This window comes from Hongsoonwoonella zoysiae, from assembly GCF_013266695.1.
GTDB lineage: Bacteria > Pseudomonadota > Alphaproteobacteria > Rhizobiales > Stappiaceae > Hongsoonwoonella > Hongsoonwoonella zoysiae.
Genome location: NZ_JABRXF010000002.1, coordinates 849764 through 873180, shown reverse-complemented (window position 1 = coordinate 873180; position 23417 = coordinate 849764). Strand labels below are relative to the sequence as shown.

General features: G+C 60.8%; 22 protein-coding genes. 14 read left to right on the top strand and 8 right to left on the bottom strand.

Going from position 1 to position 23417, the window contains the following annotated elements; genetic code table 11:
- Positions 1 to 55: 55 nt before the first annotated feature.
- The 3 genes from HPQ64_RS20460 to HPQ64_RS15185 are packed head-to-tail and all read right to left on the bottom strand — an operon-like array spanning position 56 to position 5303.
- A complete protein-coding gene (locus HPQ64_RS20460; protein WP_172889350.1) occupies positions 56 to 3622 on the bottom strand; it encodes an efflux RND transporter permease subunit in 3567 nt (1188 codons plus the stop codon).
- Entirely contained in the window at positions 3619 to 4722 is a 1104-nt protein-coding gene (locus tag HPQ64_RS15190) for an efflux RND transporter periplasmic adaptor subunit (protein WP_172889349.1), read from the bottom strand. The genes HPQ64_RS20460 and HPQ64_RS15190 overlap by 4 nt, the downstream gene beginning before the upstream one ends.
- A 29-nt stretch (positions 4723 to 4751) precedes the next feature.
- A complete protein-coding gene (locus HPQ64_RS15185) occupies positions 4752 to 5303 on the bottom strand; it encodes a PadR family transcriptional regulator (RefSeq protein ID WP_172889348.1) in 552 nt (183 codons plus the stop codon).
- Between the two features lie 385 nt (positions 5304 to 5688).
- On the opposite strand from HPQ64_RS15185, the gene HPQ64_RS15180 reads away from it, so the two are divergent.
- The 10 genes from HPQ64_RS15180 to HPQ64_RS15135 all read left to right on the top strand — a co-directional run bounded on the left by HPQ64_RS15180 (position 5689) and on the right by HPQ64_RS15135 (position 13596).
- Entirely contained in the window at positions 5689 to 6078 is a 390-nt protein-coding gene (locus HPQ64_RS15180; RefSeq protein ID WP_246270717.1) for a hypothetical protein, read from the top strand.
- Positions 6079 to 6164: 86 nt separating this feature from the next.
- Complete coding sequence (gene puuE / locus HPQ64_RS15175) at positions 6165 to 7073, top strand: allantoinase PuuE (protein ID WP_172889347.1); 909 nt, start codon at positions 6165 to 6167, stop codon at positions 7071 to 7073.
- Between the two features lie 221 nt (positions 7074 to 7294).
- The gene (locus HPQ64_RS15170) at positions 7295 to 8185 is read left to right on the top strand and encodes a PaaX family transcriptional regulator C-terminal domain-containing protein (RefSeq protein WP_172889346.1); all 891 of its coding nucleotides are present in this window, start codon (positions 7295 to 7297) and stop codon (positions 8183 to 8185) included.
- A 160-nt stretch (positions 8186 to 8345) separates the two neighbouring features.
- A complete protein-coding gene (paaA, locus tag HPQ64_RS15165) occupies positions 8346 to 9335 on the top strand; it encodes a 1,2-phenylacetyl-CoA epoxidase subunit PaaA (RefSeq protein WP_172889345.1) in 990 nt (329 codons plus the stop codon).
- A 23-nt stretch (positions 9336 to 9358) separates the two neighbouring features.
- Entirely contained in the window at positions 9359 to 9646 is a 288-nt protein-coding gene (gene paaB / locus HPQ64_RS15160; protein WP_172889344.1) for a 1,2-phenylacetyl-CoA epoxidase subunit PaaB, read from the top strand.
- A 32-nt stretch (positions 9647 to 9678) separates the two neighbouring features.
- Complete coding sequence (gene paaC, locus HPQ64_RS15155; RefSeq protein WP_172889343.1) at positions 9679 to 10431, top strand: 1,2-phenylacetyl-CoA epoxidase subunit PaaC; 753 nt, start codon at positions 9679 to 9681, stop codon at positions 10429 to 10431.
- A gap of 5 nt (positions 10432 to 10436) precedes the next feature.
- Positions 10437 to 10952 carry a 1,2-phenylacetyl-CoA epoxidase subunit PaaD gene (paaD, locus tag HPQ64_RS15150; protein ID WP_172889342.1) on the top strand — a complete coding sequence of 172 codons (516 nt, stop codon included), beginning with the start codon at positions 10437 to 10439 and terminating at the stop codon, positions 10950 to 10952.
- A 35-nt stretch (positions 10953 to 10987) separates the two neighbouring features.
- Positions 10988 to 12067 carry a 1,2-phenylacetyl-CoA epoxidase subunit PaaE gene (paaE, locus tag HPQ64_RS15145; RefSeq protein ID WP_172889341.1) on the top strand — a complete coding sequence of 360 codons (1080 nt, stop codon included), beginning with the start codon at positions 10988 to 10990 and terminating at the stop codon, positions 12065 to 12067.
- Between the two features lie 121 nt (positions 12068 to 12188).
- Positions 12189 to 13178 (top strand): DMT family transporter, encoded by a 990-nt coding sequence (locus tag HPQ64_RS15140; protein ID WP_281358303.1) that lies wholly within the window; start codon positions 12189 to 12191, stop codon positions 13176 to 13178.
- Positions 13179 to 13206: 28 nt separating this feature from the next.
- Complete coding sequence (locus tag HPQ64_RS15135; protein WP_172889340.1) at positions 13207 to 13596, top strand: RidA family protein; 390 nt, start codon at positions 13207 to 13209, stop codon at positions 13594 to 13596.
- 31 nt (positions 13597 to 13627) lie between these two features.
- On the opposite strand, the gene HPQ64_RS15130 is transcribed toward HPQ64_RS15135, so the two are convergent.
- The gene (locus tag HPQ64_RS15130) at positions 13628 to 15499 is read right to left on the bottom strand and encodes an adenylate/guanylate cyclase domain-containing protein (RefSeq protein WP_172889339.1); all 1872 of its coding nucleotides are present in this window, start codon (positions 15497 to 15499) and stop codon (positions 13628 to 13630) included.
- 96 nt (positions 15500 to 15595) lie between these two features.
- Here HPQ64_RS15130 and HPQ64_RS15125 point away from each other — a divergent pair, with 96 nt between their 5' ends.
- Positions 15596 to 16057, top strand: a complete 462-nt coding sequence (locus HPQ64_RS15125) for a YHS domain-containing (seleno)protein (protein ID WP_172889338.1) — start codon at positions 15596 to 15598, stop codon at positions 16055 to 16057.
- 25 nt (positions 16058 to 16082) lie between these two features.
- On the opposite strand, the gene HPQ64_RS15120 is transcribed toward HPQ64_RS15125, so the two are convergent.
- From HPQ64_RS15120 to paaG, 4 genes are read right to left on the bottom strand one after another with little or no spacing between them, the layout of a single operon-like run.
- Positions 16083 to 16682: a TetR/AcrR family transcriptional regulator gene (locus tag HPQ64_RS15120; protein ID WP_172889337.1), complete on the bottom strand. Its 600-nt coding sequence runs from the start codon at positions 16680 to 16682 to the stop codon at positions 16083 to 16085.
- Positions 16683 to 16732: 50 nt separating this feature from the next.
- Positions 16733 to 18043 (bottom strand): phenylacetate--CoA ligase PaaK, encoded by a 1311-nt coding sequence (gene paaK / locus HPQ64_RS15115; RefSeq protein WP_172889336.1) that lies wholly within the window; start codon positions 18041 to 18043, stop codon positions 16733 to 16735.
- A 59-nt stretch (positions 18044 to 18102) separates the two neighbouring features.
- Positions 18103 to 18528, bottom strand: a complete 426-nt coding sequence (paaI, locus tag HPQ64_RS15110) for a hydroxyphenylacetyl-CoA thioesterase PaaI (RefSeq protein WP_172889335.1) — start codon at positions 18526 to 18528, stop codon at positions 18103 to 18105.
- On the bottom strand, positions 18528 to 19337 hold the full coding sequence (paaG, locus tag HPQ64_RS15105; protein ID WP_172889334.1) for a 2-(1,2-epoxy-1,2-dihydrophenyl)acetyl-CoA isomerase PaaG: 810 nt from the start codon (positions 19335 to 19337) through the stop codon (positions 18528 to 18530). Before paaG ends, paaI begins: the two co-directional genes overlap by 1 nt.
- A gap of 195 nt (positions 19338 to 19532) precedes the next feature.
- Between paaG and paaN the strand changes: the two genes are divergently transcribed.
- From paaN to HPQ64_RS15090, 3 genes are all read left to right on the top strand, one after another.
- The gene (paaN, locus tag HPQ64_RS15100; RefSeq protein ID WP_172889333.1) at positions 19533 to 21194 is read left to right on the top strand and encodes a phenylacetic acid degradation protein PaaN; all 1662 of its coding nucleotides are present in this window, start codon (positions 19533 to 19535) and stop codon (positions 21192 to 21194) included.
- A 65-nt stretch (positions 21195 to 21259) separates the two neighbouring features.
- On the top strand, positions 21260 to 22417 hold the full coding sequence (locus tag HPQ64_RS15095; RefSeq protein WP_172889332.1) for an ABC transporter substrate-binding protein: 1158 nt from the start codon (positions 21260 to 21262) through the stop codon (positions 22415 to 22417).
- 127 nt (positions 22418 to 22544) lie between these two features.
- On the top strand, positions 22545 to 23417 hold the full coding sequence (locus HPQ64_RS15090; RefSeq protein ID WP_172889331.1) for a branched-chain amino acid ABC transporter permease: 873 nt from the start codon (positions 22545 to 22547) through the stop codon (positions 23415 to 23417).

Genomic DNA, 23417 nt, shown 5'->3' with positions numbered 1-23417 from the left:
ACTATTAAAACGCCGCCGGTAAATCCGGCGGCGTTTTTCGTTTTGTAATCCCACGCTATTCGGCAGCGGCGGGTAGCGAGGCCGGCGGGCGCTTGTCCCTGTCCTCATGCTTCTTCTCGAAAGGTAAGAAAGCCGCGACTTTCCGGTCGTCTTCTTCGGCTGGCGTGTCCGGTTCGGCAGCCTTCGATAGTTTTTCGTGGCGCGAAACGAGGCCCGCAGCCCACGAACCGATGCTTGAACCGGTGCGCGCCCATGTGGAGGGGAGCGCCAGCATCGTCGGAATGACGATGAGGGTCAGGATCGTCGAGAAAGCGAGGCCGAAGATCACCGCCGTGGAGAGCTGGATCCACCAGATCGCCGTGATCGAGCCGACCGAAATGACCCGGTTGAAAAAATCGAGATTCACCTGCGTCGCCATCGGGATGAGGCCGGCGATGGTGGTGATCGTCGTCAGCATGATCGGGCGGATACGCTGTGCGGATGCCTTCAATGCCGAATCCAGGGGATCGATGCCGTCCTCGCGGAAACGGTTGTAGGTGTCCATCAACACGATGGAGTTGTTCACCACGATGCCGGCAAGCGCGACAATGCCCGTCCCCGTCATGATGATGGAGAACTTCTGACCCGTGGCCAGCATGCCAAGGAGCACGCCCATGGCCGACATGACGACCGTCGATAGCGTCAGTGCCGTCTGGTAGAAGGAGTTGAACTGCGTCAACAGGATTATGAACATCAGGAAGAGCGATGCCACCATCGCCTTCATGAGGAATTCGCCCGACTCCTTCTGGTCCTCGTCGGCACCGCGGAACTTGAAGAAGATGTTCTGCGGCCAGCTCTCGCCCTGCAGCCATTCGTCGATTTCGCCGACCTTGGCATCCGGCAGAATGCCGGAAGAAGGCGACATGTTGGCCTTCAGCATCATGGAATAGAGGCCGTCACGCCGGGTGATCGACGACACCTTCTGCTGCGGCGAACGGTCGACGAAATTGGCGATGGGGACGAGACCGAGCGGGGTTTGCAGGCGAAGGGAATCGAACCGGTCGAGCGTGCGCTCCTCCTCCGGCAGGCGGACGCGGATATCGACCTCATCATCGGAATCGGTCGGCCGGTACTTGCCGATGAGCACGCCGTTGGTGACCAGCTGCACCATGGAGCCGACGGCGGCGATGCTGGCCTGGTAGCGGCCCGCCTGCTCGCGGTCGATCTCAAGCTGCCACTCGATGCCGGGCAACGGACGATCGTCCTCCACGTCGATCAGCGTATCGTCCTGGTCGAGATGGCCGCGGATCTGCGCGACCGTCCTGACCAGCGTGTCGTAGTCGGTCGACCTCACCTCAAGCTGGACGTCCTTTCCGGTCGGCGGGCCGCCCTCGATCTTGCGGACCTCGACCTTGATGCCGGCGAGCCCGGCGGTGCGTTCGCGGATCTCCTTGAAGATCTCGACGGCTTTCCGGCGGCAGCAATAGTCGGTCAACTCCGTCTGGATTTCGCCGATGACGTCAGCCGGCTTGTCCTGGACGCCGCCGATGAACTGCGGACCGCTGCCGCCGCCCGGCGCGAAAGCGGATGTCACCGCATTCATCACGCCGCGCGTGGAAAGCACTTCGCGTTCGACATCGGCAACGAGGTCGCGCGCCTCGCGCGAGGAAAGGTTGCCGCGACCCGAGATAAGCACGACGGCCTGGTCCGGCTCCTCGTCGACGAAAAATTCGACGCCGGCGTTATTGGCCATGAAGGTCGTCAGGATGACACCGCAAAGCGCGACCACGCCAACGATGACGATGACATTGCCGACGACACTGCCGGCAAACATCTTCAGAGTGCGAACGTAGACGCCCGTGGCGCCCCTGATCTTCTTCGGGTCGAAGTCCTCATGACCGGACAGGAGGCGCGCCTGGCGCTGCTCTTCGGCGACGCGCTTCGCAGCACGCTTGCGCGAAGCGGCGACAACCGGGCGCAGGATGAGGAAGGACAGGACGCCGACCGCGACGAAAGTGAGCGCGGCAAGGCCCTGAAGGGCTGGTCCGGCGAACTCGGCAGGCACGAAGCCGGAGACCTGCGCGGCGACGGGCGGCGCCATCATCACCGCACTTGCGGCGAGCGTTGCGAAGACAAGCGCAAGCAGACCGGTAGCGTGCCGGCCCGTCCACGAGGAGATCATGGCGAAGATGCCGCCGGTTACCGGCAGGAACACCATCGCCGTGACGAGGGAGGCCGTCAGAACGATGATGACCATGATCGGCAGGTAGCTCATGAACTCACCGGCCACGCCCGGCCAAAGCAGCATGGGCAGGAAGGCGGCGAGCGTCGTTGCCGTCGACGAGACGATCGGCCAGAACATGAGCTTGGCGGCGCGAATATAGGCCTCGCGCTGCTCCATGCCCTCGTGGATCTTGCGGTCGGCGTATTCCACGACGACGATCGCGCCGTCGACGAGCATGCCCACGGTGAGCACGAGGCCGAACATGACCATGATATTAACGGTCATGCCCATGCCGCCGAGGATCAGGAAGCCGACCATGAAGGATGTCGGGATCGCGAGCCCGACGAGCAGAGCGGACTTGAGGCCGAGCGCGGCGATCACCAGGATCATGACGAGGAAGATCGCGGTCATGATCGACGATTGCAGGGAGCCGAGCGTCTCGTTGATGTTGCTCGACATGTCGATCATGTAATCGACCTTGATCGTCTCCGGCCAGTCTGCCGTCGCCTCGCCGACGACCTTTCGCACGGCCTCGTTGTTGTCGATTATGTTGGTGCCGATACGCTTGGTGACCTGCAGCGCGATCGCGGGCTTGCCGTTCACGCGGGTGAAGGTGCTCGGATCCTTGAACGTGCGATGGATGTCGGCAACGTCCGACAGTGTGACGACGCCTTCGCCGCTTTGCTTGAGCGGCAGGGAATAGACATCCTCCGCCGTCTCGACAAGACCCGGAACCTTGACATTGAAGCGGCCCTGGCCGTCGTCGATGAAGCCGGCCGGCACAAGCTGATTGTTGCGATCGAGCGCCTCGAAAAGCTCCTGCTGGGTGATCGCGTAGGATTCAAGCTTCAACGTGTCGATGACGACTTCCAGAAGCTCTTCGCGGTGGCCGGTGAGATCGGCGGACCGGACGGTATCGATGGATTCGATCTCGTCCTTCAGCCGACGCGCATGGCGATAGAGCGTACGCTCCGGAACGTCGCCCGATAGAGCGACTGTTATCGTCGGCAGAAGAGCGAAGTTCGTTTCCTGAATGGTAGGCTCTTCAGCCTCTTCGGGCAGATCCGCCTTGGCCTGGTCGACCTTGTCGCGGACGTCCGCCAGCGCTTCGTCTTTATCGAAGGAAATGTCGAACTCCAGCACGATGCCGGCATGGCCTTCGGAGGCGATTGCGGTGATTTCCTTCAATCCGTCAAGGCCGCGAAGCTCCGTCTCCATCGGCCTAACAAGCAGCCGCTCGGAATCTTCCGGCGATATCCCTTGCTGGGCGATCGAGATGTAGAAGACCGGAACGTCGATGTCTGGGCTGTCTTCCTTCGGGATCGAGATGTAGGTGAACACTCCGGCGGCAACCAGCGCGACCATAAGGACAAAGACCGTTTTCGGCCGCCGCAATATGCCCTCAAGCATGGCAATCATTGCGACACCTCGGCGGTTTCGACGATCGGTTGAACGGTCTGGCCCTCAATCACGTAATCCTGCCCGACGGTAATGACGCGTACCGTCTCCGGCAGGCCGCTGACCCAAAGACCCTTCGTATCGCCGCCGAGGATCTCCACGGGTATGAATTCGACGCTGTTATCGTCATTGACCGTTCGAAGGCCGACGACGCCTTCATCGTTCAACGTCAGGGTCGATGGAGAAATCCTGTGGGCCTTGCCGGCATCGAGCGGCAGGCGCGCGAGCACGGTGATGCCGTCAAGGATAGTGCCGTCGGAATTCGGGATTTCGATCTCGACGCGGAAGGTGCGCGTGTCAGGATCGGCCGAAGGCGCGATATAGCGCACCTTCCCGTCGACAGTCTGGCCTGTGACGAGTTCCACAGTGGCTTCCTGGCCAAGCTTGAGCGCACCGATGTTGCGCTCCGACACTTGCCCGATCGCCAGCATAGGATCGGCATCGACGATAGCAGCGCAAGTGTCGCCAATTTCCAATGTAGTGCCGACCTCGGCCATCGGGCTTTCAAGACGCCCTGCTACAGGTGCCTTGATAACCGTCCTTTCGAGTTCGAGCTTTGCTTCCTTTAGGCGTGCTTCAGCGGCATCGCGCGCCGCCTTCAGCGCGGCGACCCGCGTTTGTGCTGCGAAGCCCTTCGAACTCAGGCTGGACGATGCGTTGTGGTCCAATTCGGCCTGGGCGAGTGCTGCTTCGAATTCCATGACCCGTGCCTCGCGCGTGCCGCGATCCAGAACACAAAGGATCTCGCCCGGCTCGACGCTTGCGCCTTCCGTTGCCGGACGTTCGACGACACGGGCAGACGTTTCCGCACGCACCATGACGCGGGCTTCGGCCTCGGTGCGGCCACGGATTTCAAGCTCCGCATGGCGCGGCTCGGCGACAATCGACCTGACGCGCACGGCAAAGGGGTCATCGCCGTTTTCCGCCTTGCGCTCGGCGGGAGGGGGCGTGGAATTCTCATTGTCGCCGGCGCCGGCGACGATCGTCTGGCCCGTCAGCATCCAGCCCGCCACGGCGGCAGTCAGCCCGGCTGCGAGGAGATAGGAAAACTTGATACGCATAAGATGGGCTCTCCGAAAATCGAACCGCGTTATTCCGCGGCCTGCGGCAATGCCTCGCCACCATTCTCGGCGATTTTCACAAGCCTGTGGCTTTCGCATTCGAGAAAGGCGAGATCGTTGCGCATGCAATTCAGACCGTATTCGACGATAAACCGGGTGCCGGGGTGGTCGGTCTCTTCGCGTATCGTCGAAAGCTTGTCGATTTCCTCCCGGAGTTTGGATTTGCGCTCTTCAAGAGCGTTCTTGATGACATCCGGACCTGCCAGATCCGCCCACATGGCGACCAGCAGAAAGGGGGAGCGGAAGGTATCGGGTGCGGGCGGTTCGCCAAGCAATCTGCGAAACGCTTCGCGCCCTTCAGGGGTTATCGAATAGATCTTGCGTGCCGGACGGCCGGGCTGAGGTTCCTCGCGAACCGTCACGAGGCGGTCCGCCTCAAGCCGGGCGAGCGTGGGATAGATCGACCCGTAGCTTGCATCCTCGAAATAAGAAAACTTGCCCTCGGTCAGATGCTTGCGGATCTCGTACCCGGTGGCATCGCCGCAGTTGAGGATCGCCAGGCAAAGGGTTTTCACACTCATTCGCTCACTCTTCCGATAGGTGCGGGCAGCTCGGGATATATCGTCAGAATACCAGCCTGCGGGCCAAATCCGTCTCTCATCGCCCCGAAGAACGAATTCGCAGTCTTTCGTTTTTTGCTTCGAATTGTTCGAAGTTTCAGAAATTCGCAAGCGGCGATATATCACCTCGATATATGCAGCATCTATATATCCTAGCGGAAAGTGTCAAGGGTTCCCGCCGAGCGAAAAACAAAAAAATTACGTAACGTCCGAAATGCGGGTAGCGCGTATGTGATGCGCGCTCGTGTCGCGTCGATCTTGAAGCGGTTCTGCGTCACGCTATCTCCGAGAGCGCGAAACATTGCGCGGTGCGCAAAAATATCGCGGCAAGTGGGAGTTAGACACTATGACGGAGCGCGCTGACGGCGCCGGGGTTCCGGCCCAATCCAACGATGCGGTGGCTCTGGCAGGCATTCGGCGCCTGTTGCGTGAACCGCTTCTGCGGCTTCTGGCGATCAACTGGGCGATCGGCGCATTTGTCGCAGGCCTCGTTACCTCCGGTCTTTTGCTGCTCGATACGTCCGGGCTTCGCACGCTTGTTCTCAATTCCGACAATCCAGCGATACCGGTAGCGGTGCTGTTTTGCGGGCTCCTGATAACCCTGACATCCGCCGCTATGGGGGCTGCGATCATGCTTTTGCCGGCAAAGGATGACGGGAAGCGCCGTGGGCGGAGAGCGGGGGCAGGCGTCCCCGTTCCCGTTCCTGCAATAGTGCCGGCAAGAAACAGGCATTGATACGCCGCGCTCAGTCTGTATTTTCCCGTTGCAACGTGGATGCTCCTGAAATTTCATAGCGAATATTCTGCAACGGGACCAAATGCATGTCGGACGACTATCCCCGCGATCTGATCGGCTACGGCCGGACCACCCCGGATCCGCATTGGCCGGGCGAGGCGAATGTCGCCGTGCAATTCGTCGTTAATTACGAGGAAGGCGGCGAGAACTGCCTTCTTCACGGCGATACGCATTCCGAAGCTTTCCTCTCCGAGATTGTGGGGGCAGAACCCTGGCCCTATCAGCGGCACATGAACATGGAATCGATCTACGAGTTCGGTTCCCGCGCGGGCTTCTGGCGGCTTTGGCGGCTTTTCGCTTCAAGATCCATTCCGGTCACAGTTTTTGGAGTAACGACTGCGCTTGCCCGCAATCCGGACGCAGTAGAGGCGATGAAGGAGGCCGATTGGGAAATCGCCTCTCATGGCCTGAAATGGATCGAGTACAAGGATTTTTCCGAAGACGACGAACGCCGGCAGATGCAGGAGGCGATCCGCCTTCATGAGGAGGTCACGGGCTCGCGCCCGCTAGGATGGTACACGGGACGCACCTCCGTACACACTCGCAAGCTCGTGATGGAGGAGGGGGGCTTCCTTTACGACTCAGATAGTTATGCGGACGATCTGCCATATTGGGTGGAAGGTGCAGGTGGGCCGCATCTCGTCATTCCGTACACGCTGGATGCGAACGACATGCGTTTTGCGACCGCGCAGGGCTTCAATTCGGGCGACCAGTTCTTCACCTATCTGAAGGATGCCTTCGATACGCTTTACGCCGAAGGGGAGGCTGGCCATCCTAAAATGATGTCGGTGGGGCTTCATTGCCGGCTGTCGGGCAGGCCCGGACGGGCGGCGGCGTTGGCGCGCTTCCTTGACTATATCTCGTCTCACGACAAGGTGTGGCTGCCGCGCAGAATCGATATCGCCTGGCACTGGCATGCGCATCACGCACATTAGACCGTGCGGGTGGACTGTATCCCGCCTGATTTCGGGAGCTCGGCCTTTAGTTTGTGTTTGAGTCGAGCTTTCGCGGCGATAACCGAGCAAGACAAATCTTTCGCTGCAGGTGCGCTGGAATTGGAAACCGGTATCTTTCCATCCCGTAAGCCGCCTTTTGCACCGATTTCGCGGAAACTCGGCGGGTGCGGGATCGAAAGCCAGTAACGGGTACCATCTGGATGAAAGTTGCCACATCAGCCGCAATCGACAAGCTTGTTGTTGCTCTTCATGCGTGCCAGCCGCTTCGCGTCTGGTCTTTGATCGTAACATTTTATGGTGATGCGGTGGTCCCGCGCGGCGGAGAAATCTGGCTCGGTACGATCTCCGAGCTGATGCAGGCCATGGAGATCGACGACCGGGCCGTTCGCGCGGCGATGTCACGTCTTGCCCGCGACGGATGGGTGGAACGCTACAAGATCGGCCGCAGAAGCTTCTATGGGCTCTCGGCCGCCGGCCACGATGAGTTTGCCGCCGCAAGCGAACGTATCTATACCCGTCCGGAAACGCAGGAGGGAGGCGAATGGCAGATCGTGCTCCTGGGCGAGGGTAACGGCCGCCAGAGCCAGCGCGAGCGCCTGCTGAAGGCTGGCTTCGGGCAGCTTTCGGCCAATATGCTGATCGGCACGATTGCGACGGCCATCCCAGGGCCGGCCGCGGGCGGGGCGACGCTGGTATTCCGCTCCACGCTCGAACGGGGCTCGGAGGAAGATCTCATAGGGCGTGCCTTCGATCTGGCGCCGCTGGCGGTGCGCTATCACGCGTTCATGGAGCGCTACAAACCTCTTTGGACAGCCCTTGATGACGGCGATCTTCTTGCCGGGATAGATGCCATGATCGCTCGTACGCTTCTCATTCACGACTACCGCCGCATCGTGCTGCGAGACCCGTTCCTGCCTAAACGTTACCTTCCCGAAGACTGGGCCGGCCATGAGGCGCGCAAGCTGTGCGCGGGTATCTACAAAGTGCTTCAGAAGCCGTCTGACGCCTGGCTTTGCTCAGCCGGACAATCTCGGGATGGCGATCTTCCCAAGCCGGTTTCCGGGTATTTTCAAAGGTTTGCCGAAGTCTGAAACATTCAGGCCGGAAATGTGATCGGCTACGGATTAATTCGTGACAAAATATCATTGCATATCACTAATATTGTCACGTATTATGTGGGCAACCTGAACGGAAGGTGTGCTCGATCCGTTGAGTTCGCGATGCCGGATCGAGGAGGAGGACCAGGCAGCCATGTATACGCAAGCGCTCAACAACCTCGAAGCCGTCACGGATGTGGAAGACGCCGGGCGCAATGCCGCGTTCCAGGCGCGTGTCGACAATGAGTATAAGATCGAGCCGAACGACTGGATGCCGGAAGGCTACCGCAAGACGCTGGTGCGCCAGATTTCTCAGCACGCGCATTCGGAAATCGTCGGAATGCTGCCCGAGGGCAACTGGATTACCCGCGCGCCGACGCTGAAGCGCAAGGCGGCGCTTCTCGCGAAGGTGCAGGACGAGGGCGGCCACGGGCTCTATCTCTATTCGGCAGCCGAGACGCTTGGCGCTTCGCGTGAAGAGCTGAACGAACAGCTTCTTTCCGGCAAGGCGAAATACTCCTCCATCTTCAATTACCCGACGCTGACATGGGCGGACATCGGTGCGATCGGCTGGCTGGTGGACGGTGCCGCGATCATGAACCAGATCCCGCTGTGCCGCTGCTCTTTCGGGCCTTATTCGCGCGCGATGATCCGCATTTGCAAGGAAGAAAGCTTCCATCAGCGCCAGGGCTACGAGCTGCTTCTGACGATGTGCAAATCATCGCAGGAGCAGAAGGACATGGTGCAGGACGCGCTGAACCGCTGGTGGTGGCCGTCGCTGATGATGTTCGGGCCGTCCGACAAGGATTCCCAGCATTCCGCGCAGTCCATGGCCTGGAAGATTAAGCGCTTCTCCAATGACGAGTTGCGCCAGAAATTCGTCGATGCCACGGTCCCGCAGGCGCATTACCTGGGGCTCACAATCCCCGATGAGGACCTCAAGTTCGACGAGGAAACGGGGCACTGGGAATACGGCGAGATCGACTGGTCGGAATTCGCCCGTGTGCTCAAGGGCGACGGCCCCTGCAACAGACAGCGCATGAAGGCACGGCGTAAGGCGCATGAGGATGGTGCCTGGGTGCGCGAGGCCGCGCTTGCCCATGCAGAGAAGAAAAAAGCGCGCAAGGCCCAAAAGGCCGCCTGACGAAGCTTACAAGGAAACGTCCGATGAATGAGAAAACCACTCCGCTTTGGGAAGTCTTCATTCGCTCGCGTAACGGCATGGCGCATCGCCATTGTGGGTCCGTGCATGCGGCGGATGCCGAAATGGCGCTTCAGGCCGCCCGCGATGTCTATACCCGCCGCGGTGAGGGACTCTCCATCTGGGTTGTGCCGTCGGCTGAGATCGTGGCATCCGATCCGGGAGCCAAGGACATGATGTTCGAGCCGACGGGAACGAAGATCTACCGTCATCCAACGTTCTACGAAATCCCCGAAGAAGTGGGGAACATGTGAGCACGCCTGGCTTGCGTGAGGAGGATGTGGTGATGAACGACCGTTTGTTCGCATATACCCTGCGGCTTGCAGACGACGCGGCGATCCTGGGCCAGCGCCTTGGCGAGTGGTGCGGCCATGCGCCGACGCTGGAAGAGGACATCGGGCTGGCGAATATCGCGCTCGACCATATCGGCCAGGCGCGCGCACTCTATACCTACGCCGGCGAAGTGGAGGGCAAGGGCCGCGACGAGGACCAACTCTGTTTCCTGCGCAAGGAGCGGGAGTTTTCCAACTGCCTGCTGGTCGAGCAGCCGAACGGCGATTTCGCCGAAACGATCGCGCGCCAGTTCTTCTTTTCCGCTTTCATGCTGCCTTTCTGGGAGAAGATGAAGGCGTCCAGGGACGAAACGCTGGCCGCGATCGCCGCAAAGGCTGAAAAGGAAGCCGCGTATCATCTGCGCCATTCCGCCGAATGGGTGATCCGCCTGGGTGACGGGACCAGGGAGAGCCATGAGCGCATGCAGGACGCGATCGAGCTTCTGTGGCCGTTCACGGGTGAGCTTTTCGAGGCGGATGACACCGTGAAAGCGCTGGTGGCGGAGGGAATCGCCGTCGATCCGGCGACGATGCGCGACGTATGGGGCGAGACGGTGAAGAAGGTGCTTGGTCAGGCCACGCTTGAGATGCCGGAGGAAGGCTGGGCCCAGACGGGCGGACGTTCCGGCATCCATAGCGAGCATTTCGGCCATCTTCTTACAGCAATGCAGTACATGCAGCGGGCCTACCCCGGCCTGAAGTGGTGATCGCCATGGCGAGCCTTGCCGAAAATCAAGGGAATAACAGGACGCTTCGCGACAGGGCCTGGGCTGTGGCGGCGAAGGTCGTCGACCCCGAGATACCGGTGCTCACGCTGGAGGATCTGGGCGTACTTCGCGATGTTCGCGTGGCAGACGACGGCGCGGTGGAGGTCGATATTACGCCTACTTACGTAGGCTGTCCGGCGATGGGCGTTTTCACCATGGATCTTGAAACGGAACTGGCAAAAGCAGGCTTCGACAAGGTGCGGGTAAAGACGGTGCTTTCGCCCGCCTGGACGACCGACTGGATATCGGCGGAGGCGAAGGAAAAGCTGCGCGAATACGGCATTGCTCCGCCGGAGGGCAAGGCGTCGCGCCGCGCGCTTTTCGGCGATGAAACCGTGACCTGCCCGCGCTGCGGATCGGAGAATACGGAAAAGATTTCGGAGTTCGGTTCCACCGCCTGTAAGGCGCTCTGGAAGTGCCGCGACTGCGCGGAGCCATTCGACTATTTCAAATGCATCTGACGGCCGCCGTGCCGGATATCGGGAGGACGAAAGGCATGTCGCCGCGTTTTCACACGCTCAAGATCAAGGACGTAAACCGCGAGACCGCCGATGCGGTATCGATATCCTTCGATGTGCCGGATGACCTGAAGAACGATTACAGCTTTTCCGCCGGTCAGTATCTGACGCTCAAGACGTTGATCGACGGAAGAGAAGTGCGCCGCTCCTACTCCATCTGCGCCGGTGAGCAGGACGGTGAATTGCGTGTCGCGATCAAGAGGATCGACGGCGGACAGTTTTCCACTTTCGCCAATGAAAACCTTGAGCCGGGAACGGAAATCGAGGTCATGAGCCCGTCCGGCCGGTTCCTGCTTCCCGACACGGATGGCAGCCCCAGAACGCTGGTGGCAATTGCCGCCGGTTCCGGCATCACACCGATCCTGGCGATGATCCGCACGGTGCTGGCGTGTGAACCGGAGACGCATTTCTTCCTGTTCTACGGAAATCGTTCGTCACAGTCGATCATCTTCAAGAACGAGCTTGAGGACCTGAAAGACCTGTTTCCCACACAGCTTTCCGTCTTCCACGTACTTTCACGCGAGGAACAGGACCTGCCGCTGCTTTCAGGCCGCCTCGACAGGGAAAAGCTGGAAACACTGCTCCGCCATATGGTGCCGGCGGAGGGCGTCGATCATTTCTTCCTCTGCGGCCCCGGAGAGCTGATAGAAACGGCGAAGGGCGCGCTAAAGGCGCTTGGCGTCGATGAGGGCAGGATCCACCAGGAGTTCTTCACGCCTGCCGATGGTTCCGCTCCACATGCGCCGAAGCCCGCTCACGAAGGAGCGGCGGTCGACCACAAGGCTATGGCCGAACTCGTCATGGACGGGGCGCGGGTTTCGGTGCCGATCGCCGCCGGCGAGACGATCATCGACGCTGCGGTTCGCGCGGGCGTCGAAGCGCCATATTCGTGCAAGGGCGGCATGTGCTGCACCTGCCGTGCAAAGTTGGTGGAAGGCAAGGTGGATATGGCCGTCAACTACTCGCTGGAGCCCTGGGAGGTGGAAGCCGGCTTCGTGCTGACCTGCCAGTCACGCCCGATCAGCGAGCGCGTGGTGCTCGACTACGACGAAATTTGAAGCCGTCGTGTCGCGTTGGTCAGCATTCTGACCTGATTTGCCAGGCCGGTGGACAGATTTGGAAAAGAGCGGTGAAAGCCACTCTTTGTGATGCATTGTCCAACCGGATTTTGTATGACTTTTGACAGGTTTTGATTTTCCTGCGGCCGGTATCAGCTCAATCTGCCCGCACGAAGGAGATACGCTCATACCTGTCAATCTCGCGTCACCGCTGAAAACGCCTTCCGTCGCCCCGCGTTCGGAGAGCGGGCTTGGGCTCGCGCTGATGGCGGGCGGAATGTTCCTCTTTTCCGCCGTCGACACGCAGGCGAAGTTCCTGACGGAAACACTGCATCCGCTACAGATCGTCTGGGTGCGGCAGCTTGGCCTTCTGCTCGGCGTTATCGTACTTCTGGCGGTGCGGGGGCTGCCTGTTCTCAGGACGAAAAACCCCATCCTTCAGATCTCGCGCGGCGTGCTGGCGGCAAGCTCGGCGACGCTCTTCATCGTCGCCGTGCGCTATGTGCCGCTGGCGGACGCCGTGGCGGTCAGCTTCGTGGCCCCTTTCATCGTCACGCTATTTGGAGCGCTTATCCTGCGCGAGCCGGTCGGTATTCGCCGCTGGAGTGCGGTGACGATCGGATTCATCGGCACATTGATCGTGATCCGGCCCGGCATGGGCGTGATCCACCCTGCCGTTTTGCTGGTGATTGTCGCGGCCACGCTCTTCGCCTTCCGCCAGATACTTTCCAGGGTATTGAGCGGCGCGGACAGGACGTCAACGACGGTTGCCTACACAGCGCTCGCCGGCAGTGCCGTCCTGACAGTGCCTTTGCCTTTCGTCTGGACATGGCCGCAGACGAACCTCGAGATCGCTCTTTTATGCGGAATCGCGGTTCTGGCCGCGCTTGCCGAACTTTTCGTGATAAAGGCGCTGGAAGTCGCGCAGGCGGTTGTCGTGGCGCCCGTTCAATACACCCTTTTGCTGTGGAGCACGATGTACGGTTACCTGGTGTTCCACCACCTGCCGGACTTCTGGACATGGGTGGGCGCCCTCGTCATCGTGGCGACCGGCCTCTACACCCTGCACCGTGAGCGGGTGATGGCCCGCGCGACACGGAAAACCAAATAAGTGCCCGGAGATGAAAGCGGAGGAGACGATGACGATCGAACGCTTCATGGTGGAAGGTCAGTTGCCGCCCGTCAGCCACTATTGCCACTCTGTGCGAGCCGGAAATCAGGTGTGGGTGTCGGGCGTCGTGGGAATGCGCGCCGACGGCACGATCCCCGAAGATACCGTCTCGCAATTCGACATCGCGATGGACGCGCTCGACGCGTGCTTGCGTGCAGCGGGCGGCAGGCCGGAGGACATCGTGAAGGTGCAGGTTTTCCTGACCGACATTTCGGAGCGGGCGGCGATCAACCCGCGCCGTCAGGCCTATTTCGGCGAGCATCGCCCGGCTTCCACACTTGTGGAGGTTTCCGCACTTGTCGACCCGCGCATGAAGGTCGAGATCGAGTGCCAGGCCGTTCTGCCGGAGGGGCGCTAAAGCGCTTCGCTTGCTTTCGGGAAGAGAACAGTCACTTGAAACCGGCCGCGCGCAACCCGTTCAGGAGTTTTCTGGAGTTTTCCTCATTGCCGATGTTGCTGGCGAAGATCGCGGCATCGAAAAAGGGATAAAGGCGCAAGGCCTTTTCAACTTCGCGTTGGGCGGCTTCCATCCGCCCGAGACGCGCGTTTGCGGCTGCAAGGACCGCGTGGGGAGCCGGATCCTCGTCGAAGCCGCGTGCGCCGGCGCTCAATAGATCGGCCGCGTCTTTAAAACGGCCGACGAGGTAATACCCAACCGCAAGATTGGTCAGGGTCCAGCTCGACGATTCCGGGTCGATTCGTATGGAAAGTTCGAGATTACGGATTCCTTCTTGGAAATCTCCGGAAAAGATCATCACGCTGCCGCAAGTCGATCTGGCCTGGGCATCATTGGGGTTGATTTCAACCGCGCGCAAGCATTGCGCCCGGGAAGAAGCGAGCCTGCCTTGCAAGTACAGAATCTCAGACCGGGCGGTCATGGCCAGGACGTTTCGCTCATCCAACGCCAACGCCCGGTCCGCGTATTCGATGCCTTTGTCGAGGGCGGAGGTCGGCCACTCGCTCCATCCCCATGAAACGTCATTGACATTCGTGAACGCCAGGCTCGCATAGGCATCGGCGTAGTTTGGATCTTTCTCCGCCGCGGCGAGAAAGAGCTTGCGCGCCTCGATATTCGCCTTGCGCTCCACCCGGCGGATCAGTGACCGGCCGCGCAAGACCAGATCGTAGGCATCCAGCGCTTCCGTCGGCGTCTCGAAGGCGCGTTGCTGCTCTATGCGATTGAGGCCGACCGCCAGCGAACCGGCAATAGCGTTTGTGATCCGATCCTGAACTTCGAACAGGTCTTCGATCGGGGCCTCGTAGCGCCTGGACCACATCAAGATCCCGTCGCGCGCATCCGTGAGCTGAACGTTCAGGCGAAGCTTCTCGCGGCCGCGCTGAATAGATCCGCCGATCACGTAACGTGCTTTCAGTTCTTTCCTGAGAGCGTCGATATCCGCGGGGCGGTCTGCGAAGGGAGCAACCGCGTTCCACGACAGGACCAGCAATTCGGAAAACCTGCCGAGATGGCTGATAACGTCTTCCGTCACGCCGTTCGCGAAATACGCTTCTTCAGCGTTGTTGGCCGGATCCTTGAACGGGAGTATGGCCACGACCGGCCTACTGTCGGTTGGTGCGCGCGATTGATCAAAAGTTCGACGACCTCCCGGGAAGGAATCCAGAAGAGCCGTGGTGGCTAGCCCCAGGGCGAATATGGCGCCGAACACGGCGACGAAAGCCAGCGGCCGCCGATACTTGCGCCCAGGCGGTGGTCTGGCCTGGAGGGTGAATGGAGGGCGTGCAAAATATATACGGACCGGGTCGGAAATATTCTTGACGCTGTGCGCTCCGCCGTCGGCAAATGCAACAGGCAGGCGCTTGCCAAGCTGGTCCCGCACGGCCCTGGTTATCGCGATGCCGCCCGGCGGCGCGAGGGTCTGAACCCTTGCGGCGACGTTCACGCCTTCGCCGAAGATATCGTCGCCGTCGGCAATAACGTCGCCGAGGTTAACGCCGACCCGGAAAGAAAGCGGCGTTCCGGAGCTGGCTGAAGGATCTGCGTCCGCCATCGCGCTTTGAAACTCCGTAGCGGCCGCGACCGCTTCCACCACGCTAGGAAATTCCGCCAGGAACGCATCGCCCGCGGTTCCCACGAGGCGCCCGCCGTGTGCCGAAACTATCTCCCGCGCGCGGTCCATGGACTGCGCGACCGCCGCCTGGGTGGCGCCCTCGTCGGAATTCATCAAGGCGCTATAGCCCGCGACGTCGGCGTGAAGGATCGCCGCAAGCCTGCGTGTGGTCGGGTGCGATCTATCGTTCACGATATCGAGATGGCCATAGTGGCCGCTCCTTTGTCGCCAAGGATTGTGCTAAAATAACACAGACAAAGCCGCATAAAGTTCCGATAAGGAAGATGAATGAAACGGCTTGCGACAACCTCGTTTCTCACAATGACCTTAATGGTCTTCTTCGCTGCGGAAAGTATTTTGTTCGCGGGCGAGGTGATAAACGCGCGCCCGGGCGGGCTTGCGGTAAAGGGGTATGACGTCGTTGCCTATTTCACGGAAGGGCGCCCAACGCTCGGCAGGGAAGGCATTGAACACACGTGGCAGGGCATTCGCTGGCGTTTTGCCAATCAGAAGCATCTGACAATTTTCGCGGAGGACCCGGTACGTTACGCGCCTCGCTACGGCGGGTTTTGCGCGGGCGGCGTTGCGATCGGAAACCTCGCGCCCATCGATCCGGAAGCTTTCGTGATCATCGACGGAAGGCTCTACTTGAACTACGACAAGCCTACACGCGATGAATTCGCCGAGAAAGCGGAAGAAAGCGTCGCGAAGGCCGACGCTAATTGGAAACGCATCGGGCAGACGGAATAGGAATTGTAGCTTTTCCGGAATTGCATCAGGACGTCAGGCTTCGCGCGCCATTCAGCAAAATCGCCGTCGCGATGTCGGCGTAATCCTCGCGGCTGACAGGGCCGTGCGGACGGAACCAGAGGTAATGCCAGTTCACCATGCCGAAGAGGCTCATGGTAACCGGCTTCAGCAATTTCGAGCCGTCCCCGAGTTCGGGGATCGCTTCTACGATGGCCTCGGAGAAAAGACGCACCAGATGGCGCTCCTTCTCCTTCAATTCCTCCTGTTGATCGGGGGCCAGGCGCTTCATGTCGTTGATCTGGATCTTGTGCTCGGCGTTGGCGTCGCGATAGGCCTCAAGCAGCGCACCGACATAGTTGCGCAGGCGCTGCTCGGCCGCTCGTGAAGGATCGTGAGCGGCTTCGACGCCGGCGATCAGCTCGTCCAGATGGTCGCGGATAATGTCGAAGAGAAGCTGATCCTTGTTCGCATAGTAATGGTAGAGCAGCGCCTTGGAGACGCCGCAGCCTTGCGCGATCTGGCTCATCGATGCGCGGTCGAAGCCATGCTCGGAGAACAATTCCGCCGAGGTCTTGAGGATCGCCTTGCGCTTCTCGTCGTAGTCTTCCGCGCGCGGACGCGCCATCTGCCTGCTCCGTTATCGATGAACCATGTGAGGGGACGGACGCTCCGTTATCAGGATTTCGGCCTATGGTCGACCACGCGCTTCGCTTTGCCCATGGATCGTTCGATCGATCCCGGAGCGGCGACGAAAACGCGGGCGGAAATGCCGATGACGTCCTTAATGTGTTTCCTGAGCTCCGCCGCCTGTATCTCGCGGCTTGATGAATCGGCCTGTGTCTCCGTCGCCTCCACATGAACGGTCATATCGTCCATGCGGCCCTCGCGCGTAAGCTCGATGTAATAGTGCGGGGCAAGCCCGCTGCAGCGAAGGATCTGCTCTTCGACCTGTGTCGGGAAAACGTTAACGCCACGCACGATCATCATGTCGTCCGACCGGCCGGTAACCTTTTCCATGCGGCGCATGGAGCGCGCGGTGCCAGGAAGCAGGCGCGTAAGGTCCCTCGTTCGGTAGCGCACGACCGGCATCGCTTCCTTGGAAAGGGAGGTGAAGACAAGCTCGCCGACTTCCCCGTCGGGCAGGACTTCGCCCGTCGCCGGGTCGATGATCTCCGGATAGAAGTGATCCTCCCAGATGTGCAGGCCGTCCTTCGTCTCCACGCATTCGTTGGCGACACCCGGACCTATCACCTCCGACAGGCCGTAGATGTCGACGGCGTGCATGTCGAAGGCCTGTTCGATCTCGCCGCGCATCGCGTTTGTCCACGGTTCGGCGCCGAAAATGCCGACTTTCAGTGAAGAGGCGCGCGGGTCGATGCCCCGGTGGCGGAATTCGTCAAGGATCGCCAGCATGTAGGACGGCGTCACCATGATGATGTCCGGCTCGAAATCCTGAATGAGCGAGACCTGGCGCTCGGTCATGCCGCCGGACATGGGGATAACGGTGCAGCCCAGTTCCTCGGCTCCGTAATGCGCGCCGAGACCGCCGGTGAAAAGGCCGTAGCCATAGGCCACGTGAACCTTCATGCCCGCACGCCCGCCCGAAGCGCGGATGGAGCGCGCGACCACCGTCGACCATGTCTTGATGTCGTTTATCGTGTAACCGACGACTGTGGGTTTGCCTGTGGTGCCCGATGATGCGTGCACACGCACCACCTGCTCGCGCGGGACGGCGAACATGCCGAAGGGGTAATTGTCGCGCAGGGTCTGTTTGGTCGTGAAGGGGAAATGCCTGAGGTCGGCCAGTTCCTTCAGATCTCCCGGGTGAACGCCCTTTTCGTCGAACGCCTGCCGGTAATGCGGCACGTTTTCATAAGCGTGGGCGAGCGACCATCTGAGCCTTTGCAGCTGTAGCGCGGAAATTTCGTCGCGCGAAGCGGTCTCGATCGGCTCCAGATCGCCGGGACGGGGGGAGAGGTCGAGCATTTGGACGTTCCTCCGATAACCGTGCCTTGCTGTTGCGACACGGTGATTATTTCTTGTTTTCAGACATCGACGAGGGTGCCGGCAATGGTGCGGGAGTTTCCGCGAAATTCGGCGACCGTTTCGCCGGCTTCATTTGTGACCGTCACATCCGTGATGCCGGAGCGGCCTTCGCGGTAACGTTCCACCGCGCTAGCCGTCAGTCGTTCTCCCAGACGGGCTGGCCTGAGGAAGGATACCGCACAGTGGCTTGCCACCGTGCTCTGGTTCCAGCTGTTGCAGGCAAACGCAAAGGCGGAATCGGCAAGCGTGAAGATGTAGCCGCCGTGGCAGATGCCGTGGCCGTTCACCATGCGCTCGTCGATGGTCATGGCGATCTCCGCCTTGCCCGGGCCGACGTCCACGATTTTCATGCCAAGCCCCTGGCTGGCTTTATCCTCGGCCCACATGGCCTCCGCGCAGGCTTGCGCAAGTTGCTGTGGCGTCATCACTTGTCCTCCACGGGCGGCTTGCCGGTGAATTCGGCGGCGCGCTTTTCCATGAACGCGCGGACGCCTTCCGCGTAATCGGGGGAGCGTCCGGCGCGGCCTTGAAGATCACGCTCGAGATCAAGCTGAGTGTCGAAATCGTTCGTAGCCGAGGCTTCCATCGCTTGCTTGATCAGGCCAAGGCCGTAGGTCGACGCCCGCGCCAGATCATGCGCGATCTTGGAAGCTGTGGGGATGAGATCGTCATCGGGAACGGCCCTCCAGATCATGCCCCATTCCTCGGCTTGAACGGCCGGAACCGGCTCGGCCAAAAGCGCCAGCGCCTTCGCCCGCGCCATGCCGACAAGACGCGGCAAGGTCCATGTGCCGCCGGAATCCGGCAGGAGGCCGATCTTGGAAAACGCCTGGATGAATTTCGCGCTCTCGCCCGCTAGCACGATATCGCAGGCGAGCGCGATATTGGCGCCGGCACCGGCAGCGACACCGTTCACGGCGGCAATGACGGGCTTGGGCAGCGCCTTTATGCGTCGAAGCAGCGGATTGTAGTAATTTTCGATGGTGACTGTGAGATCGGGCGGCGCACCATCCTTCGGCGTGACCCTGTCCGATAGGTCCTGGCCGGCCGAAAAGGCACGTCCCGCGCCCGTCAGGAGCACGGCGCGGATCGTATCGTCCTTTGACGCTTTCTCCAGCGCTTCGGCCAGATGCTCATGCATTTCCACGTTGAAGGAATTCAGCTTGTCGGGCCGGTTGAGCGTGATCGTGAGCACGCCTTCGGCGGTCTCGGTCAATACCGGTGCGTCGGCCATCGATGTTTCCTCCCAATACCCGCAGACCGGGCGATTGTGAGTCCGGTCTTGCGGTTACACGTCGGCAGTTCGTGAATTTTTCACTTGACTGACCGTCCGGTCGGTTAATTATTATGTCTTAACGAAATGCGCTGTCAATCACCGGCGGCAAATCCAATTGAGCGGGACACCAAGTCTCTGCAGGGGAGGAAGCTCATGGCCGATTTTTTCGCCACCCACAGGGCGACGCTCGACAAGGCGTTGGAGACGATCCGAACGCGCGGCTATTGGTCCGCCTATCCGGAAATGCCGTCCGGCAAGATCTATGGCGAGACGGCGAAGGACGATGGCGAGGCGGCCTTCAAGGCGCTTCTTGGAAAGCCGTTCGATCTCAGCCAGCCTTCTGATGGCGGAAGCGTTGGGGAGGAAGTCAGCCCCTATGGCCTGAAGCTTGGCATCACTTATCCGAGTGCGTCGGCGGATACTCTGGTCAGTGCCGCCAAATCGGCGATGAAGGGCTGGGCCCACGCGACGCCGCAGGAGCGGGCGGGCGTGTGCATCGAAGTCCTCCATCGACTGAACAAGCAAAGCTTTCTGCTGGCGAACGCGGTGATGCATACATCGGGGCAGGCATTCATGATGGCCTTTCAGGCAGGTGGCGCGCATGCGCAGGACCGGGGCCTGGAAGCTGTCGCCTATGCTTATGACGAGATGACGCGCATCCCCGCTCATGCGCGTTGGGAGAAACCGCAAGGCTCCAAGGAGCCTCTCGTTCTCGAAAAACAGTTTCGCATCATCCCGCGCGGCGTGGCGCTCGTCATCGGTTGCTCGACATTTCCGACGTGGAACTCCTATCCGGCGTTTTTCGCGAGCCTTGCGACCGGCAATGCGGTGATCGTCAAGCCGCATCCGGGCGCGATCCTGCCGCTTGCGCTGACCGTACGCGTGGCCCAAGAGGTGCTGAAGGAAGCGGGATTTGACCCGAACACCATTCTTCTTGCCGCCGACAGCGCCGAAAAGCCGCTGGCGAAAGACCTCGTCACGCATCCCGATGTCGCCATTGTCGACTACACCGGATCGCCCGCATTTGGAGAATGGGTGCGGGAAAATGCGAAAGGCAAGCAGGTCTATACCGAGGAGGCGGGCGTCAATTCCATTGTCGTCCACTCCACCGACAACCTGAAGGGAATGGCGAGCAACATCGCCTTTTCGCTTTCGCTCTATACGGGGCAGATGTGTACGGCCCCTCAGAACATCTTCGTACCGAAGGAAGGCATCGAGACGGAAGACGGGCACAAATCCTTCGACGAGGTGTGTGAGGCGATCAAGGTTTCCATCGACAAGCTGCTGGGCGATCCGCAGCGCGCGGCTGCGGTGCTGGGTGCGGTACAGAGCACGGCGACGATGGAGCGCGTTAATGCATCGAGATCGCTCGGGCGCGTGGTGCGCGACAGCACCCCAGTCGAGGGCATGGACGAGGCGCGCACGGCAACGCCGCTCGTCATCGCCGTCGAGGCTAAGGACGAGGGCGCCTATCTGCAGGAGCGCTTCGGCCCGATCAGCTTTATCGTCGCGACCGACGGCATCGAGGACGCAATAGAGCGGGCGGCGAATTCGGCGAAAACGCGCGGTGCGATAACCGCTTCGCTCTACTCCACCGACGAGGCGGTGGTGGAGAAGGCGATCGAGGCGTTCGGTGAAGGAGGCGTGTCGCTGTCGCTGAACCTCACCGGCGGCATATTCGTCAATCAGAGTGCCGCATTTTCGGATTTTCACGTCACGGGCGCAAATCCGGCCGGCAATGCCAGCCTTTGCGACAGTGCGTTTGTGGCAAACCGTTTCCGCGTGGCAGGCGTGCGGCGGCCCGTCGCCGCCTGAGGGAGAAACCGCGCGAGGAGTCTCGATCAGGGCAAGTCCTCATCGGACATTACAGGGAGGAAGACATGGCAAATTTCTGGAACAAGATCGGGCGTGCCGCCGCGACCTCGGTTGCGGTGCTGGCGCTGGGCGCGGCAGCCCATGCCGCGGATACCATCAAGATCGGCTCGTCGCTTTCGATGACCGGCCCGGCCTCCTTCCTGGGCGACCCGGAAGGCAAGACGCTTGAGATGTATGTCGAGGAAATCAACGCCAATGGCGGCGTCAACGGCAAGCAGCTTGAGCTCGTTGTTTATGATGATGCGGCCGACGCCAACAGCGCGCGCACCTTTGCGACCCGCCTTGTCGAGGATGATGAGGTGATCGCGGTCGTCGGCGGCTCGACCACGGGCGCGACCATGGCCATGGTGCCGGTGTTTGAGGACGCGGGCATTCCGTTCATCTCGCTTGCGGGTGCCGTGGTCATCATCGATCCGGTGAAGGAATACGTCTTCAAGACGCCGCATACCGACCGCATGGCCTGCGAGAAGATCTTCGAGGACATGAAGAAGAACGATATTTCGAAGATCGGTATGATTTCCGGCACCGGCGGTTTCGGCAAGTCGATGCGCGGCCAGTGTATGGATGTGGCCGGCAACTACGGCATCGAGATCCTGGCCGACGAAACTTACGGGCCGAAAGACGCCGACATGACGCCGCAGCTTACCAAGATCAAGGGAACGCACGGCATTCAGGCCGTGGTCAATCCCGGCTTCGGCCAGGGGCCGGCCATCGTGACCCGCAACTATCGTCAGCTCGGGATCGACGTGCCGCTCTATCAGAGCCATGGCGTTGCGTCCAAGTCGTTCATCGATTTGGCGGGCGAAGCGGCTGAAGGCGTGCGCCTTCCCGCGGCCGCGCTTCTGGTCGCGGAAAAATTGCCTGACGACGATCCGCAAAAGGCGGTGGTGACCGGCTACAAGACGAAGTACGAGGAAACGACGGGCGAGCCGGTTTCCACCTTCGGCGGCCACGCCTATGACGGCTTGATGATCCTTGTCGAGGCGATGAAGCGTGCCGGCTCCGAAGACCCGGCCGCAATCCGCGACGAGATCGAAAAGACGCAAGGTTTCATCGGCACGGGCGGTACGGTCAACATGTCGGCGGAAGACCATCTCGGTCTCGATCTGTCCGCCTTCAAGATGCTGGAGATCAAGGACGGCGACTGGACGATCGTCAACTGATCCATCCTGTATGACCGACAGGTCCGGGGGCGCTTCCCGCGCACCCCGGACCACCTCCAGGCAAAACCATGCCGGATCGTGACGGGCCCGAGCCCTCTCGTTTCCGGCATCAAGGATGCGAAATGGCATGGCCGAATTCCTGCAATTCTGCGCGTCCGGGCTGACCGTTGGCGCGGTCTACGCGCTCGTCGCGCTGGGCTTCACGATCATCTACAACGCTTCCGACGTCGTGAATTTCGCGCAGGGCGAGTTCGTCATGATCGGAGGCATGACGACCGTATTCGCGACCGCTGCCGGGGTTCCGCTGCCTGCCGCCGTATTGATCGCCATCCTTGCTGCGATGGCCATCGGGCTGCTGCTGCATCGCCTGGCGATCGAGCCGGCAAGGGGCGCTTCGCCCGTGACGCTGATCATCATCACGATAGGGGCCTCGATCTTCTTGCGGGGCCTTGCGCAGATCGTCTTCGACAAGCAGTTTCATTCCCTGCCGTCTTTTTCAGGAGATACGCCCATAAATATAGGCGGGGCGCTCGTGCTGCCGCAAAGCTTCTGGGTGCTTGGCGGGGCGCTTGTCATCGTTATCGCGCTCTGGGCCTTCTTCAACCGTACGGTCATCGGCAAGGCAGTGCTTGCCACGGCGGCTAACCGGCTGGCCGCGCGGCTTGTCGGCATCAACACATCCTTCGTGATCGGCCTTTCCTTCGTGCTTTCCGCGGCAATTGGCGCAATCGCCGGCATCCTCGTTACGCCGATTACCCTGACAAGCTACGACATCGGCACGCTTCTGGCGCTGAAAGGCTTTGCCGCCGCGATGCTGGGCGGGATGGGCAATCCCATCGGCGCGATTATCGGCGGGCTTCTCGTTGGCCTGCTGGAAGCCTTCGGCGCGGGCTATATCTCCTCCACCTACAAGGACGCGATGGCCTTCATCGTCATTCTCGCTGTTCTTTTCGTCATGCCCTGCGGCCTGCTTGGCCGTGCCAGCGTGGAAAGGGTGTGA

What these genes read in the sequence shown, in the direction of transcription:
- HPQ64_RS20460 (WP_172889350.1), bottom strand. Translation starts at nt 3,622, where the DNA reads ATGATTGCCATGCTTGAGGGCATATTGCGGCGGCCGAAAACGGTCTTT.
- HPQ64_RS15190 (WP_172889349.1), bottom strand. Translation starts at nt 4,722, where the DNA reads ATGCGTATCAAGTTTTCCTATCTCCTCGCAGCCGGGCTGACTGCCGCC.
- HPQ64_RS15185 (WP_172889348.1), bottom strand. Translation starts at nt 5,303, where the DNA reads ATGAGTGTGAAAACCCTTTGCCTGGCGATCCTCAACTGCGGCGATGCC.
- HPQ64_RS15180 (WP_246270717.1), top strand. Translation starts at nt 5,689, where the DNA reads ATGACGGAGCGCGCTGACGGCGCCGGGGTTCCGGCCCAATCCAACGAT.
- puuE (WP_172889347.1), top strand. Translation starts at nt 6,165, where the DNA reads ATGTCGGACGACTATCCCCGCGATCTGATCGGCTACGGCCGGACCACC.
- HPQ64_RS15170 (WP_172889346.1), top strand. Translation starts at nt 7,295, where the DNA reads ATGAAAGTTGCCACATCAGCCGCAATCGACAAGCTTGTTGTTGCTCTT.
- paaA (WP_172889345.1), top strand. Translation starts at nt 8,346, where the DNA reads ATGTATACGCAAGCGCTCAACAACCTCGAAGCCGTCACGGATGTGGAA.
- paaB (WP_172889344.1), top strand. Translation starts at nt 9,359, where the DNA reads ATGAATGAGAAAACCACTCCGCTTTGGGAAGTCTTCATTCGCTCGCGT.
- paaC (WP_172889343.1), top strand. Translation starts at nt 9,679, where the DNA reads ATGAACGACCGTTTGTTCGCATATACCCTGCGGCTTGCAGACGACGCG.
- paaD (WP_172889342.1), top strand. Translation starts at nt 10,437, where the DNA reads ATGGCGAGCCTTGCCGAAAATCAAGGGAATAACAGGACGCTTCGCGAC.
- paaE (WP_172889341.1), top strand. Translation starts at nt 10,988, where the DNA reads ATGTCGCCGCGTTTTCACACGCTCAAGATCAAGGACGTAAACCGCGAG.
- HPQ64_RS15135 (WP_172889340.1), top strand. Translation starts at nt 13,207, where the DNA reads ATGACGATCGAACGCTTCATGGTGGAAGGTCAGTTGCCGCCCGTCAGC.
- HPQ64_RS15125 (WP_172889338.1), top strand. Translation starts at nt 15,596, where the DNA reads ATGAAACGGCTTGCGACAACCTCGTTTCTCACAATGACCTTAATGGTC.
- HPQ64_RS15120 (WP_172889337.1), bottom strand. Translation starts at nt 16,682, where the DNA reads ATGGCGCGTCCGCGCGCGGAAGACTACGACGAGAAGCGCAAGGCGATC.
- paaK (WP_172889336.1), bottom strand. Translation starts at nt 18,043, where the DNA reads ATGCTCGACCTCTCCCCCCGTCCCGGCGATCTGGAGCCGATCGAGACC.
- paaI (WP_172889335.1), bottom strand. Translation starts at nt 18,528, where the DNA reads ATGACGCCACAGCAACTTGCGCAAGCCTGCGCGGAGGCCATGTGGGCC.
- paaG (WP_172889334.1), bottom strand. Translation starts at nt 19,337, where the DNA reads ATGGCCGACGCACCGGTATTGACCGAGACCGCCGAAGGCGTGCTCACG.
- paaN (WP_172889333.1), top strand. Translation starts at nt 19,533, where the DNA reads ATGGCCGATTTTTTCGCCACCCACAGGGCGACGCTCGACAAGGCGTTG.
- HPQ64_RS15095 (WP_172889332.1), top strand. Translation starts at nt 21,260, where the DNA reads ATGGCAAATTTCTGGAACAAGATCGGGCGTGCCGCCGCGACCTCGGTT.
- HPQ64_RS15090 (WP_172889331.1), top strand. Translation starts at nt 22,545, where the DNA reads ATGGCCGAATTCCTGCAATTCTGCGCGTCCGGGCTGACCGTTGGCGCG.